This window comes from Microvirga mediterraneensis (assembly GCF_013520865.1).
GTDB lineage: Bacteria > Pseudomonadota > Alphaproteobacteria > Rhizobiales > Beijerinckiaceae > Microvirga > Microvirga mediterraneensis.
Map to the genome: position 1 here is coordinate 2,469,741 of NZ_JACDXJ010000001.1, position 12,605 is coordinate 2,482,345.

At 63.5% G+C, this 12,605-nt stretch carries 17 protein-coding genes; 11 read left to right on the top strand and 6 right to left on the bottom strand.

The genetic code is table 11. The annotated features are described in order from the left end of the window. Nucleotides 1-4: 4 nt before the first annotated feature. Genes secF through H0S73_RS11645 form a run of 3 tightly spaced genes read left to right on the top strand, consistent with a single transcriptional unit; the run spans nt 5 to nt 2,178 of the window. Nucleotides 5-943 carry a protein translocase subunit SecF gene (secF, locus tag H0S73_RS11635; RefSeq protein WP_181052306.1) on the top strand — a complete coding sequence of 313 codons (939 nt, stop codon included), beginning with the start codon at nt 5-7 and terminating at the stop codon, nt 941-943. Between the two features lie 4 nt (nt 944-947). Further along, the gene (locus tag H0S73_RS11640) at nt 948-1,334 is read left to right on the top strand and encodes an Mth938-like domain-containing protein (protein ID WP_181052307.1); all 387 of its coding nucleotides are present in this window, start codon (nt 948-950) and stop codon (nt 1,332-1,334) included. Between the two features lies 1 nt (nt 1,335). Further along, a complete protein-coding gene (locus H0S73_RS11645; protein ID WP_181052308.1) occupies nt 1,336-2,178 on the top strand; it encodes a phytoene/squalene synthase family protein in 843 nt (280 codons plus the stop codon). A 27-nt stretch (nt 2,179-2,205) separates the two neighbouring features. Here H0S73_RS11645 and H0S73_RS11650 read toward each other — a convergent pair whose 3' ends face one another. Further along, complete coding sequence (locus H0S73_RS11650) at nt 2,206-2,430, bottom strand: hypothetical protein (protein ID WP_181052309.1); 225 nt, start codon at nt 2,428-2,430, stop codon at nt 2,206-2,208. A 152-nt stretch (nt 2,431-2,582) separates the two neighbouring features. After that, the gene (gene trmFO / locus H0S73_RS11655) at nt 2,583-4,001 is read right to left on the bottom strand and encodes a methylenetetrahydrofolate--tRNA-(uracil(54)-C(5))-methyltransferase (FADH(2)-oxidizing) TrmFO (protein ID WP_181052310.1); all 1,419 of its coding nucleotides are present in this window, start codon (nt 3,999-4,001) and stop codon (nt 2,583-2,585) included. A 92-nt stretch (nt 4,002-4,093) separates the two neighbouring features. Here trmFO and H0S73_RS11660 point away from each other — a divergent pair, with 92 nt between their 5' ends. After that, a complete protein-coding gene (locus H0S73_RS11660; protein WP_181052311.1) occupies nt 4,094-4,843 on the top strand; it encodes a glucose 1-dehydrogenase in 750 nt (249 codons plus the stop codon). Nucleotides 4,844-4,922: 79 nt separating this feature from the next. Here H0S73_RS11660 and H0S73_RS11665 read toward each other — a convergent pair whose 3' ends face one another. Next, the gene (locus tag H0S73_RS11665; protein WP_009764574.1) at nt 4,923-5,078 is read right to left on the bottom strand and encodes a DUF1127 domain-containing protein; all 156 of its coding nucleotides are present in this window, start codon (nt 5,076-5,078) and stop codon (nt 4,923-4,925) included. Between the two features lie 297 nt (nt 5,079-5,375). After that, on the bottom strand, nt 5,376-6,260 hold the full coding sequence (locus tag H0S73_RS11670) for a calcium-binding protein (RefSeq protein WP_181052312.1): 885 nt from the start codon (nt 6,258-6,260) through the stop codon (nt 5,376-5,378). Between the two features lie 290 nt (nt 6,261-6,550). Between H0S73_RS11670 and H0S73_RS11675 the strand changes: the two genes are divergently transcribed. Beyond that, the gene (locus H0S73_RS11675; RefSeq protein WP_181052313.1) at nt 6,551-7,357 is read left to right on the top strand and encodes a hypothetical protein; all 807 of its coding nucleotides are present in this window, start codon (nt 6,551-6,553) and stop codon (nt 7,355-7,357) included. Nucleotides 7,358-7,439: 82 nt separating this feature from the next. Beyond that, the gene (locus tag H0S73_RS11680) at nt 7,440-7,760 is read left to right on the top strand and encodes a hypothetical protein (protein ID WP_181052314.1); all 321 of its coding nucleotides are present in this window, start codon (nt 7,440-7,442) and stop codon (nt 7,758-7,760) included. A gap of 39 nt (nt 7,761-7,799) precedes the next feature. Here H0S73_RS11680 and H0S73_RS11685 read toward each other — a convergent pair whose 3' ends face one another. Next, on the bottom strand, nt 7,800-8,084 hold the full coding sequence (locus H0S73_RS11685; RefSeq protein ID WP_181052315.1) for a porin: 285 nt from the start codon (nt 8,082-8,084) through the stop codon (nt 7,800-7,802). Between the two features lie 58 nt (nt 8,085-8,142). After that, nucleotides 8,143-8,694 (bottom strand): DUF2231 domain-containing protein, encoded by a 552-nt coding sequence (locus H0S73_RS11690; protein WP_181052316.1) that lies wholly within the window; start codon nt 8,692-8,694, stop codon nt 8,143-8,145. Nucleotides 8,695-8,903: 209 nt separating this feature from the next. On the opposite strand from H0S73_RS11690, the gene H0S73_RS11695 reads away from it, so the two are divergent. From H0S73_RS11695 to H0S73_RS11715, 5 genes are all read left to right on the top strand, one after another. Then, nucleotides 8,904-10,028: a GGDEF domain-containing protein gene (locus H0S73_RS11695; RefSeq protein WP_181052317.1), complete on the top strand. Its 1,125-nt coding sequence runs from the start codon at nt 8,904-8,906 to the stop codon at nt 10,026-10,028. A 216-nt stretch (nt 10,029-10,244) separates the two neighbouring features. Further along, the gene (locus tag H0S73_RS26355) at nt 10,245-10,457 is read left to right on the top strand and encodes a DUF6894 family protein (protein WP_425488191.1); all 213 of its coding nucleotides are present in this window, start codon (nt 10,245-10,247) and stop codon (nt 10,455-10,457) included. A gap of 207 nt (nt 10,458-10,664) precedes the next feature. Then, nucleotides 10,665-11,087 carry a hypothetical protein gene (locus H0S73_RS11705; protein ID WP_181052319.1) on the top strand — a complete coding sequence of 141 codons (423 nt, stop codon included), beginning with the start codon at nt 10,665-10,667 and terminating at the stop codon, nt 11,085-11,087. 84 nt (nt 11,088-11,171) lie between these two features. Continuing rightward, entirely contained in the window at nt 11,172-11,399 is a 228-nt protein-coding gene (locus tag H0S73_RS11710; RefSeq protein ID WP_181052320.1) for a DUF6894 family protein, read from the top strand. A 302-nt stretch (nt 11,400-11,701) separates the two neighbouring features. Further along, nucleotides 11,702-12,604: a hypothetical protein gene (locus H0S73_RS11715; protein ID WP_181052321.1), complete on the top strand. Its 903-nt coding sequence runs from the start codon at nt 11,702-11,704 to the stop codon at nt 12,602-12,604. Nucleotide 12,605 lies beyond the last annotated feature (1 nt).

Consider the following 12,605-nt stretch of genomic DNA (forward strand, 5'->3'; position numbering starts at 1 on the left):
TATCGTGCGCCTCATTCGCCTCTGGCCCGAAAACTCCCACTTCGACTTCATGCGCCTGCGGCGCTTCTCGTTCCCGCTGTCCGCCATCATTTCGATTGCCACGGCGATCGTGCTCGTGACGATCGGCCTCAACTTCGGCATCGACTTCAAGGGCGGCACGCTCATGGAGATCCAGGCCAAGTCCGGCCAGGCCAATGTCGCGCAGATCCGCCAGACGGCCGAAAGCTTCGGCTTCGGCGACGTGGAGGTGCAGGAGTTCGGTACGGGCGGCGAGGTTTCCCTCCGCTTCCCGATCCAGGCCGGCGGCGAGTCCGCGCAGGCGGCCGTGGTGCAGAAGGCCCGCGACACCTTCAGCAACGAATACGACTTCCGCCGTGTCGAGACGGTCGGTCCGCGCGTGTCGGGAGAGCTCGTGCAGTCCGGCACCATCGGCGTCGTGCTTTCGGTCATCGCGGTGCTGTTCTATCTCTGGTTCCGCTTCGAGCGCGAGCTGGCGATCGCATCCATCATCGGTACGCTCCACGACATCGTGCTCACCATCGGCTTCTTCGTGATCACCCGTCACGAGTTCAACATGACGTCCATCGCGGCGATCCTGACCATCGTGGGTTATTCGCTCAATGAAACCGTGGTGGTGTTCGACCGGACCCGTGAGCTGATGCGCCGCTACAAGACGATGCCGGCCGAAGAACTGCTGAACCTGTCGATCAACCACACCATGTCCCGTACGATCATGACGGCGGCGACGACGGCGCTGTCGCTGCTGGCCCTGGTCCTCTTCGGCGGGCAGGCGATCCAGGGCTTCGCGCAGGTCATGCTCTATGGTGTCGTCATCTGTACTTACTCGGCCATCTGCATTTCGTCCCCCATGCTGATCTATATCGGCCTGCGCGGGTCGGAGAGCGTCAAGGTGCCGGAGGGCAGGGCCGCCGCAGCGGAGTAGGACCATGAGCGAGGGTCGCCTCTACGACGGCTTCCTGCCGGGACGCCATCCGTTCGACGCCTATGGCAATGGCGGCTTTCGCTTCGCGGACATGTCCCATCGCGGGTCGGTGCTCGCCCTGCCGTCGGGGATCAGGGCCTGGCCTGTGAACGCCGTGGCCGAACTCACGGACGAGGTACTGGACCCGATCTTCGCCGAGGCCGGTTCGATCGACCTCCTGCTCCTCGGCACGGGTGCCGACATTGCGGCCATCCCCGGTGCGTTCCGCACCCGGTTCCGTGATGCGGGAATCGGTCTCGACGTGATGCAGACGGGTGCCGCCGCGCGCACGTACAACATCCTACTGGCCGAGAACCGCAAGGTCGCGGCGGCGCTGATCGCCGTCCCCTGACATGGCAGAGGCGATCTCCAACTTCGCCCATTGCGAAGCGCTCGTGCGCGAGGCCGATCCGGATCGCTACTGGGCAAGCCTCTTCGCGCCCGCCGACAAGCGCCCGCATCTCCATGCGCTCTATGCCTTCAACTTCGAGGTCGCCCGCGTCCGCGAGGCGGTCCGTGAAGCGCTCGTCGGCGAGATACGCCTGCAATGGTGGCGCGATGCTCTTCAAGGCGAGGCGAGAGGCGACGTGCGGGCGAACCCGGTCGCCGCCGCTCTCGACGACACCATCGTGCAGTTCCGCCTGCCGCGACAATCGTTCGTCGACCTGATCGATGCCCGGATCTTCGATCTCTACGACGACCCGATGCCGAACTTGAACGACTTGGAAGGCTATTGCGGCGAGACCTCGTCGAGCCTGATCCAGCTCTCAAGCCTCGTCCTCGCCGACGGTTCCAATCCCGGCACGGCGGACGCCGCCGGACATGCGGGTGTCGCTTATGCGATCACGGGCCTTCTGCGCGCTTTCCCGCACCATGCGCGTCAGGGACAGGTCTTCATTCCCGCCGACATCCTGACGCGGCACGGGGTGGTCCGCGAGGATATCGTGACCGGGCGCGGCGGACCGGGGCTCAAAGGGGCCCTGGCCGACCTGCGCGCCATCGCGCGTCGGCATCTCGATCAGGCGCGCCAGTTGCGGACGACGATTCCCGGCGCCTCGAAGCCCGCCTTCCAGCCGCTCGCCTTGGTCGAACCCTATCTCAAGGTCATGGAGCGGCGGGACTACGACCCGTTCCACACCCCCGTGGACCTGCCGCAATGGCGGCGGGTCTGGGCACTCTGGCGCGGGCCGTTCTGAGGATCGGGTGCAAGCCTCCGGGCTCGATCAGCCGTTGTCTCCGTTGTCGATGATGACGTGCTTCTTCCCCAGCGAACAATACTCGATATAAGTCTTGCCGTTCCGGCGGTACTCGATCTTGTGACGGCCCTCGACAGGCTTGCCATCGACAACGCAGTTCAGTTCAGGCTTCGGTTTCGTCTCTTCCTGACCATAGGCGGCAGGAAAGAAGCCGAGAGAAGCTATCAGTCCAAGAACAGCCGTATGCTTCATGAGCGGCACTCCCTAACGTGGATATTGCACTATATATCGTAGCCTAAATCTTGGCCAGGGAGCCAGGGCTTTCGTGTGAAGCGGTTCTTGACGGCGGACAAGAGCCATTTGGCCGAGAACGGCCCTCGTCGCACCGAGAGGCGGTTTGCCCCTTACTCCGCCGCCGCAGGCAAGGCGGCACCCGAGAGCCATGCCGCCAGATCGGCACGCGCCCGATCCGTCAACGCCTTCTTGCGGGCGACGGCCTTGGCCGGGCCGCGCAGGCGCTTGCCATCCTCGGCCTTCGGAGCCTGGGCGAGCGGCGGGAACAGGCCGAAATTGACGTTCATCGGCTGGAAGGAGCGCGGCCCTTCGTCAATGGTCTCGATGTGGCCGCCCGTGATGTGGTTTATGAGGGCTCCCAGGGCCGTGGTGTGCGGCAGGGGCTGGATCGGACGGCCGAGCCGCTCGGCGGCGGCGAAGCGGCCGGTCATCAGGCCCACGGCGGCGCTTTCCACATAGCCCTCGCAGCCGGTGATCTGGCCGGCGAAGCGCAGGCGCGGCATCGCCTTCAGGCGCAGGGTCGGGTCGAGGAGCTTGGGCGAGTTGAGATAGGTATTGCGGTGGATGCCGCCGAGGCGCGCGAATTCGGCGTTCTCCAGGCCCGGGATCATGCGGAGGATGCCCGTCTGGGCGCCGTATTTCAGCTTGGTCTGGAAACCCACCATGTTGAACAGGGTGCCGAGCGCGTTGTCCTGGCGCAGCTGCACGATCGCGTAGGGCTTCTTGTCCGGATTGCGCGGATCGGTGAGGCCCACGGGCTTCATGGGGCCGTGGCGCAGGGTCTCGCGGCCGCGCTCGGCCATGACCTCGATGGGCAGGCAGCCGTCGAAATAGGGGGTGTCGGCCTCCCATTCCTTGAACTCGGTCTTGTCGCCGGCGATCAGGGCATCGATGAAGGCGTCGTACTGTTCCCTGGTCATGGGGCAGTTGATGTAGTCCTTGCCCGTGCCGCCCGGCCCGACCTTGTCGTAGCGCGACTGGAACCACGCGATGTCCATGTTGATGGATTCGCGGTAGACGATGGGCGCTATCGCGTCGAAGAACGCCAGCGATGTCTCGCCCGTCAGCCCGAGGATTGCCTCGGCCAGGGCCGGTGAGGTGAGGGGGCCGGTAGCGACGATCACGGAGGACCATTCCTCGGGCGGCAGGCCGGCGATCTCACCGCGCTCGATGGTGACGAGCGGGTGAGCCTCGAGAGCCGCGGTCACCGCATCGGAGAAGCCGTCCCGATCCACCGCCAGCGCTCCGCCCGCGGGCACCTGGTTGGCGTCGCCCTTGGCCATGATGAGAGAGCCGAGGCTGCGCATTTCCTGGTGCAACAGGCCGACCGCGTTCGTCTCGGCATCGTCCGAGCGGAAGGAGTTCGAGCAGACAAGCTCGGCGAGGCCTTCCGTCTTGTGGGCATCGGTGCCGCGCACGGGGCGCATCTCATGGAGCACGACCGGCACACCGGCCTGGGCGATCTGCCAGGTCGCTTCCGAACCGGCGAGGCCGCCGCCGATGACATGGATGGGTTCGATGGTGCTCATGGTCATTCTCCCGAGCGGCTTTGTTGACTCCCTGGAGAGCCCTGGTCAAGTTGAGCCGGTTTATTGGAAAGGCTTAGAACGCTATGCAATCGATGCGTCCCGTCGTCCTTATTACAGGTGGAAGCCGCGGCATAGGGGCCGCGGTGGCACAGCTTGCGGCGGCGCGTGGTTACGATGTCGCCATCACGTACCGATCCGAGCGGGATGCGGCCGAGCAGGTGCTCGCCGCCTGCCGTGCATCGGGAGCGGCCGTCGCCGCGTGCCAGGGCGATGTAGCCATCGAGGGGGACGTGACGCGCCTGTTCGACGAGGCTGAAGCGGCTTTGGGGCCTATCTCGCATGTGGTCAACAATGCGGGGATCACGGGCAAGTCCAGCAAGCTGGCGGAGGCATCGACCGAGACGATCCGCACCTGCATGGATGTGAACGTGCTGGGAGCCGTCTGGGTCGCACGGGAGGCGGCGCGGCGGCTCTCCACAAGCCGCGGTGGGGCGGGCGGCACGATCGTCAACATCTCGTCCGTCGCGGCCTCCCTGGGGAGTCCGAACGAGTACGTCTGGTATGCGGCCTCGAAAGGAGCCGTCGACTCGCTGACCGTGGGACTGGCCAAAGAACTGGCCGGCGAGGGCGTCCGGGTGAATGCGGTCTCGCCGGGCATGACGAAGACCGACATTCACGAGCGGAGCACCCAGGATGTCGGGCGTCTGGAGCGGATTCGTCCCCTCATCCCCCTCAACCGGATCGGAGAGCCCGAGGAGATTGCCGAGGCCGTGCTGTTCCTGATGTCGGACGCCGCATCCTACATTACCGGCGCCAATATCCCTGTGTCGGGAGGCCGATGACACCCCGGATGCAGGGCTCCAGACAAGCGAAAGCCCGCCGGAGGGCGGGCTAGAGCCTTTGCTGCGATGCAGCGTAAACTTACGCGACAGCGTTCTGGCGAGCGATGCTCTCGATCTGGAAGCGGGAGATGCCGAGATCGTCGAGTTCGCGATCCGAAAGCAGCGACAGCTCACGGACGGTTTCGCGATAACGCATATAAGCGCGGACTTTAGAGAGGATGTACGAAACGAACATGGGAAGCTCCTGAGAAGTGACCGGCCCCTATGACCGGTGGCCTTTGTTCTTGCGTTTGCAGTGCGGATATAAGGGTGTGCAGTGCGGAAGAGGAGTGGTAATAATGTAGGTCTGTTATGCTTTAGTAGCATACCGTCCTAATGCCACATTAACCGTGCTGCGGACCGCGAATGGCTTCCTGGCTCCGAAAACGGAAGCGGCCCCGTTTCCGGGGCCGCTCAGGAGGCTTGGTCAGGTTTCAGATCGCCACCGGAGTGACCGGTTCCCACGGGCTTCGGGCAATGCCCGAGCTTTCGCCTACAGCACGAAGAAATCCGCTTTCGTGAGCGTGAGCCCTGCGTTGAGCTGGGCGAACTTGACCGCCGCGACGCCGCCGTAGCCGTCGGCGTCGTACAGCAGGGCGCCGGTCTGCTTGTTGTAGATGATCCGGTCGGAGGAATCCCGGGCGCCCGAGCCGATGTTGAAGGCCCCGCCTGAGAGCCAGCCATCCCGCCCGACCCGGGTGAAGACCTGATTGTCGAGCATGATCGTATCGTCGCTGGGCCGGAAGTCGACGATGCGGTCGACATTCGTGCGGGACGGGCGCGTGTCGAAAACGAAATAGTCCTTGCCGGAGCCGCCGGTCAGCTGGTCGTTGTCCGCGCCGCCGCTGAGGTAGTCGCTGCCGGCCCCGCCGCTCAGGGCATCGCGGCCGGAGCCTCCGTACAGGTCGTCGTCGCCCCAGTCCCCGAAGAGCTTGTCGCCTCCCTGGTCCCCGTAAACGATGTCGTCGCCGTCATTGGCATATACGAAGTCGTTGCCCGCCCCGGCACGGATGACATCGTCGTAATCGTTGCCGTGGAAAGTATCGTGGCCGCCGTTCAGGTTCACGTACCAGGCATAGCCCTGGAGCGCATCGACCGTCGTGTAGAGGCCGAGATCCTGAATGGTCAGGACGTCCGCGCCGTTGTTCTCGTAGAACAGGTCATCGATGATGACCGTGTATCCGTCGCTCCAATAGCGGGCCGTGAAGTAATCCACCAGCGAACTGCCATACACCTCGTACTCGGCGATCGTGCCGTTGTCATAAACGAGATCCGTCGAGACGGAGGGGTGGGCCCCGATGAATGCCCAGCCTGAGCTGTCGGTGCTGGACATGTCGAAGCCCACACCCGCTGCGTTGAAAGCCTGAAAAACTGCCATGGCTGCGCTATTCCCGATGAACGTCCGATATCGTCAAGCTAGAACGATGAACGTGAACTTAAGCTGTATGCATGCAGGGGTCAGCATTCAGGAGAATGGTAAAGATTTGGTTGGGCGATAGGTTGCCTCCCTCAGGGTTCGTCCCTGTCGGGCGCCGAAACGTCGAATCTTGAACGGATGTTCATCTTCGGATGATAAATCCAGTGTAAAGCCTGTTACTTGAAGTTATTGGGAACACTCCCCGGTGGCCGGCGTTCATCTCCCACCTTTACTATTGTGGAGATTGTTCCGTGAAGAAAATCGCTCTCGGAGCCGCCCTTCTCTTGTTGAGCAGTGCGGCCTACGCACAAACTTCGATGCAGTCGAATACGAACGCCAACACAGGTTCTCAGTCGTCGTCCGAGTCGAATACGCTGCTGCGCAATCAGTCCGGCAGCGGCAATCGGGCCCAGACCGAGACCACCGGCGCGACGCGCAGCGAAACATCTGGTGCGCAGATCAACGTCCGCAGCCGTCAGGAAACAGGCGCGCGCGTCGGCGTCGAGACCCGGGAGCGCTCAGGCGTTTCGGTTCACTCCCGCACGGTTCGCGAGATCGATGAGCCGCGGGTGTCGGTCACCCGCCGCCGCAGCGTGACGACCTATGAAGAGCCCAGCACCGAAATCCATCGCACCGTGGTGAAGAAGAAGCCCACCAAGAAGGTCGCGGTGAAGAAGACGAAGCGCACCAACAAGGTCGTGTCGAAGAAGCGTCGTTATCATGTGGTCGAGGAGCAGCCGGTGGAGGTTCGTCGCCGGACCGTGCGCCGCTATGAGGAGGTCAACGAGCCGAGCGTGTCCGTGCGGAGCCGCACGACGGTTCGCCGGACGCACGACACTTCCCCGAGCGTGGGCGTATCCGTCGAGCAACGTCGCTCCAACGACGTGAATGTCTCGACCACCCGGACGCGATCGAGCGCGCCGGACACGACCGGTTCCGTCTCGACCCGCAGCCGGACGGAGATGAACGGCAACACGTCGAACTCCGGTGGCTCGACCAATATGCGCCTGCCGCAGCAGGGCGGTTCCTCCTCGCAGAGCAACGGCTCGAACCAGTAATCGCGGCGAACAGAGGGGAAGGGGCCTGATGATGGCTCCTTCCCCGGCCCGACTGCCGCCCATCGCGTTCAGGAGACTGACGATGAAGAAGCTCATGGTAACGATCAGCGTAGCGCTCTTGGCTGCTGCTTCCTTCAGCGGCGCTGCCGATGCCCGCCCCGGCAAGGGCAAGGGGCATGCCTATGGACACTACAAAAATCACGCCGCTCAGCGGTATTACGTTCATAGGCGGGGCAGCAACAATGCCGCCATCGCGGCCGGCGTGACCGGCGCAATCCTCGGCGGAGCCCTGGCGGCCACGGCCCGGCCGACCTATCGGACGTATGACAGGTCTTACTACCGGACCTATGAGGCTCCGCGACGGAGCTACTACCGGGAAGAATACTACGACGACGGCTACTGACCGGAAAGAGCGCCTCGGGCGCTCTTTTCTATGGGGCTGTCATCGCCCCATATTTCCAACGGAGATGACGGCCCGGACGGGGCCGTATTCCGTTTGCTTTCTCACGTCGAGACGGATGCGTCCTCCGGATTGCGTCCGGACGGAATCCGAAGCGCGCAGGCGGGACGAGCCGACCAGCGTCTCACCCCGGACGCTGCCGCTGATCCGCACGCAGGTGTCGGAAGCCTGAAGCACGGCAAAGCCGGGCGGGCAGGGCGAGGCGGCTTGCGCCTGACCTGTCAATGCAAGGCCGGAAAGAGCAAGGGCGAAGACATGTCGCTTCATGGCGGGCTCAAGTGTAGCGGTCCCGATCCCGTCATGGCAAGCCGCCGAGCCGGCAGGCTCAGGCCCTGTCCGATCCGCTGCGCCGGCCATAGGAGGCGGCGACATCCGGGCGGTCCACCTCCACGTGAAACTGCTCGGCCTTGGGGCTGTAATCCCGGATGGCGCCGATCCCATAGCGATAGGCGAGCTCGCCGCCGAGCCAGCCGCTGAACAGAAGCAGCGCGGTCTGAATGCCCGACAGCCAGATGCCCCAGCCCTGAACGCCCGTGGCCGGATCGCTCAGGCGCACGCCGACATTGATAAGGGCCAGCGCGACCACCACGAGATTGGCCGCCATATGGGCCCATGAGACCCATACATTGCGCACCCGGTCGATGGTCACGAAATCGATGAGGCCTGGAATGGCGGCGACCAGGGCGGTGACGATGCCGGCGATGAGGAGCCAGTAGGAGACCTGAGCCCAGAAGGGATCCTGGGTGGCCATGAAGGCGATGTCGGTTCCGAAAGCCCCGATCAGGAACGCGACCGGGAAGACGATCAGCATATGGTGCAGCGGATGGCCGGCGACGGCCGCCGTGCTCTGGACGCCGTGACGATGGTACATGCCCATGGTTCCCTCTCCGGTATGGTCTGTGAAGAATGCCCCGGCCCAACCTTCGTTCCGAGTGCCGCCGTGCGGCGCCGCCCGATCCGCCGCAGGGCAAGGTTCTGGACATCGTGGGATGGATGAGAGATAGCGTGAGGTATGTATTCCCTTGCGGAATGGGTCGTGTGAATTCGTCTGCGGCCGTCCGGTCGAACCCTACGGCAGCCGCTTCGATGGTCCTTGATCCTGCTACGCTTACCCTGGCCTTCGTGCTGCTTTCGGCGGCGTTGGGAACCCTGTTGCTGTTTTCCTGGGCCCTGAACCGGAGTGTCGAGGCCCTCGCCTGGTGGGGAAGCGCCTACTGGCTGATCGCCATAGGGATCGGGGTGGCCAATATCAGGCAAGGGCAGCCCGCATACGCGGTTCTTCTCGTGGCCAATGCCTTCAGCATGCTGTGCTACGGCGCCATCTACACGGGCTGCCGCGTATTCAACGGACGCTCCGTGTCCCTGGCGGCCATTCTGGCAGGGGCTGCGATTTGGGTGGCGGCCTTTCCCTTCATCTACACCTCACCGAGCCATCGGCTGCTCCTCGTGTCCTGCCTCACCCTTGTCTATTCGATCCTCTCCGCCTGGGAGCTGGGACGGCATGGGCCAAGACCGTTGGCTTCTTCACGCGTGGTGCTGGCGCTCCTGCTCTGTCTCGCGGCCTTCAATCTATCCCGCATCGCTTTTGCCCTCGCGCCGACTTCGGTGCCCTGGATCGATGGCCTGGCCCATCGCTGGTCGAACTCCATGGCGCTTTTTCTCGTGGTGTTCGGCCCGAGTCTCGCTTTCACGTTTCTGTCCATGGCCAAGGAAAGCGTCGAGTTCGAATACAAGCAGGCGGCCCTGGTCGACCCGCTGACCGGCGTTCCCAACCGGCGCGCCTTCATGCAGAGCGCGTCCAGTCTCATCGGGCGGCCGGGCGACAGGCCCGTGAGCTGCCTGCTGTTCGACCTCGACAACTTCAAGGCCATCAACGACCGCTACGGGCACGATACCGGCGACCGGATCCTCACCATCTTCGGTGAGGTGCTGTCGAGACACCTGCCGCCGCGCCCCTTCGGCCGGCTCGGTGGGGAAGAGTTCGGTGCCATCCTGCCGCTGGCCGCACGGGAGGCCGAACTTCTCGCGGATCGGGTCCGTCATGCCTTTTCGACGGCCAGTGCCGACTTCCTGGGAGACTTGGCCCGGGTCACCGTCAGCGTCGGCTGCGTCACGCGAGCCGGCGTCGATGCGGGGGCGCTGCTTCGGCAAGCCGATGCGGTGCTCTACCAAGCAAAGCGGAGCGGCCGGAACATCGTCATCGCCGCTTGATAAGTCGCACGAGGATCGGAAACCCGGGCATCCGGCGTATGCTGGAGCCGCGTGCCTGATTTCAGTGAGGCTCTGTCCGGCAGGACCGCGGTCATTGCCGGCAGGGCGGGTGAGGCGCGTTCGTTTTTAGGTAGTGTGTATCTGGGCTCCGCAGGATTATAATGCGGAAGAGTATTCCATCATCATGAAGTGTTCGCCGTGATGGAGGGGAGCGATATGCCCCGTTACTTTTTCCATCTCCGTTCGAGAGACCAGTTCATTTGGGATCAGGAGGGAATTGATCTGCCTGATCCCGCCATCGCCAGGGGCGCTGCCGAGAAAGCCGCGACGGAACTCCGCGGTGGCCTCCAGGCGGGCGATCCGGTCTGCTGCTGGACCGTCGCCGTGACAGACGAAAGCGATGAACTCATCCACGTGGCATCGCTCTGATGCGCGTTACGCCAACCATGGCTCCGGGATGAAGAGCCGGCGTCACATCAATGGCGGATGGAACAGAGAAGGGTCTCGATGCAAGTACTAAAGTTTTAACGAGATGCCATTCCTGAATGTACAATCTCACATTACTCTACGTTAATGTCTCTTCAATCAGGTCGTGCAATGGTTCTCACGGGTGGCCTGTGAAGTCTGGGGGCGGACGTGACAGACGAAGAAATCGAAGCCGTTGCTGAAGAACTGGCAAAGGCTGGCGGAACCTCGTGGTATCCTGGGCGCACGCGCGGCGCCCTTCTACGATCCGTGAGTGAGAGATACCGGGATCGGGCGAGGCTGGCGATCGCTGCGCTCGACAGGGTCAGAGCCGGCAACGGCGACGACCCTTCCTCGCAGCCGCCCGAGACCCTATCGTCGCCGGGGCATGCGACCGCAGGATATCCCGATGGAATCCAGGTGGGCGCAACGGTGGTGTATCGTCCTCCGGGAGACCAGAGAGCCATTACATGTCGGATCGAGCGGCTCGAGGATGGTCGCGCTTATCTCGTACCTGTTGCGCGGGCGGATATCGGTTGGGTGGCGCTGGATAGTTTCGACCCTGTGGGGGAAGCCCCGGTCAAGGATGAATGACGATCTCTTCCTTAAGATCTCTTCACTTCGCTGCTAAAAAACGCTAGCAGACTTCATCCTGTTCGTGGGGGTGACGGTCCCGATATGCGCTGCTTCTTTCACCTTGTGAACGATCATGAAGAGATCGTCGACAATACAGGGATCGAAGTTCATGACCTGGAGAGCGCAAAGGCTCAAGCTCTCCTTGCCATCACCGAACTGCGCCAGGAGATCGGCGTCGACATCGAGGATTGGTCCGGATGGCGCCTCGACATCGTTTGCCCGCTGGGCAGACTTCTTCACTCCATGATGCTGAACCATACGGTGCATTGAAGGGCGCCCTCAGGCGCCGCCATTCATCGCCATTTCGACAGCAAAGCTTTCAATCGATATTCTACAGCATCGGACCCGGAGGGCCGCATCAGCGGAAACCGGATCCACTTTTCCGCACGAAGCTCTAAGCAACCCGTGAAAACGATACAGTCTGTTGTCAATGCCGATGCTTAATGCTGTATCGTAAAACCTTAGTGCGAAAGTAAATCGGACTATTTATTTAAAGTTGTGGAACTAATTTCCTGGGAGACGAGTCTTTTCACGCGAGGGGACGAAGGGGGTAACTCCTAGGGAGTAGAGCGATGGATTCCCGTGAACGGTTAGTGCGCCTCGGCCGTGAGGTTACAGTCTGCAGTGCGGCGGTTCTTCTGTTTTCTTCATTGTCCTTGCATCCGGCCGAAGCCCGCGACCGCGGGGGACGTTCGGATGGCATCGGCGGCGGGCTCGGCGTGAGCATCGGCGGCGACAGAGGGATCTCCGCGGGCCTCGGCGCCAATGTCGGTGGTGATCGTGGCCTCGGCGCCGGACTGGGCTTGAGCGTCGGCGGATCGGGTGGAGTCAATGCCGGCCTCGGCGCCGATGCCGGTGGGGCGAATGGAATCTCTGCCGGGGCCGGTGCGAATGTCGGCGGCTCGAACGGTGTTTCGGCCGGCCTTGGCGCGAATGTCGGAGGGGCGAACGGAGTCGATGCGGGCCTCGGAGCCAATGTCGGCGGTTCTTCAGGTGTGAGTGCTGGCGGACGGGCCACCATCGGCGGGTCCGATGGGATCACCGCCGGTCTTGGGGCGAACATCGGCGGTTCCCAGGGCGTGAACGCCGGAGCGGGCGCCGGCATCGGCGGCTCCAATGGCGTCGATGTGGGCGTCGGCATCGGGATCGGCGGCGGCACCGGAAGCCGTGCACCGGGCGGCGGAGCGGGCGATGCCGGCGGGACCGGGAATACGGGCAGCACCGGTGGCGTTGCGAATCCCGGCTCGACGGGAACGGGCAGCGTGCGCAATCCGTCCTCGACCGGCAGCGTCAATCCGGGCCAGCCGGGCCGCTCCGGCCAGATGGATCGCCTCAGGGCCGAGCTCCGCAACATGAACGAGGACGAGCGCTTGAAGCTGCGCCGCAGCTGCGCCACGGTCTCGGCTTCCCCCGGTGCGTTCGAGTCCGACATTCAGGCGCTGTGTAGCCTGATGAGCCGTCTGTCCTCGCGCTGAT

Coding starts and splice junctions, on each gene's coding strand:
- H0S73_RS11640 (WP_181052307.1), top strand. CDS start 948: ATGAGCGAGGGTCGCCTCTACGACGGCTTCCTGCCGGGACGCCATCCG.
- H0S73_RS11645 (WP_181052308.1), top strand. CDS start 1,336: ATGGCAGAGGCGATCTCCAACTTCGCCCATTGCGAAGCGCTCGTGCGC.
- H0S73_RS11650 (WP_181052309.1), bottom strand. CDS start 2,430: ATGAAGCATACGGCTGTTCTTGGACTGATAGCTTCTCTCGGCTTCTTT.
- trmFO (WP_181052310.1), bottom strand. CDS start 4,001: ATGAGCACCATCGAACCCATCCATGTCATCGGCGGCGGCCTCGCCGGT.
- H0S73_RS11660 (WP_181052311.1), top strand. CDS start 4,094: ATGCGTCCCGTCGTCCTTATTACAGGTGGAAGCCGCGGCATAGGGGCC.
- H0S73_RS11665 (WP_009764574.1), bottom strand. CDS start 5,078: ATGTTCGTTTCGTACATCCTCTCTAAAGTCCGCGCTTATATGCGTTAT.
- H0S73_RS11670 (WP_181052312.1), bottom strand. CDS start 6,260: ATGGCAGTTTTTCAGGCTTTCAACGCAGCGGGTGTGGGCTTCGACATG.
- H0S73_RS11680 (WP_181052314.1), top strand. CDS start 7,440: ATGAAGAAGCTCATGGTAACGATCAGCGTAGCGCTCTTGGCTGCTGCT.
- H0S73_RS11685 (WP_181052315.1), bottom strand. CDS start 8,084: ATGAAGCGACATGTCTTCGCCCTTGCTCTTTCCGGCCTTGCATTGACA.
- H0S73_RS11690 (WP_181052316.1), bottom strand. CDS start 8,694: ATGGGCATGTACCATCGTCACGGCGTCCAGAGCACGGCGGCCGTCGCC.
- H0S73_RS11695 (WP_181052317.1), top strand. CDS start 8,904: ATGGTCCTTGATCCTGCTACGCTTACCCTGGCCTTCGTGCTGCTTTCG.
- H0S73_RS26355 (WP_425488191.1), top strand. CDS start 10,245: ATGCCCCGTTACTTTTTCCATCTCCGTTCGAGAGACCAGTTCATTTGG.
- H0S73_RS11710 (WP_181052320.1), top strand. CDS start 11,172: ATGCGCTGCTTCTTTCACCTTGTGAACGATCATGAAGAGATCGTCGAC.
- H0S73_RS11715 (WP_181052321.1), top strand. CDS start 11,702: ATGGATTCCCGTGAACGGTTAGTGCGCCTCGGCCGTGAGGTTACAGTC.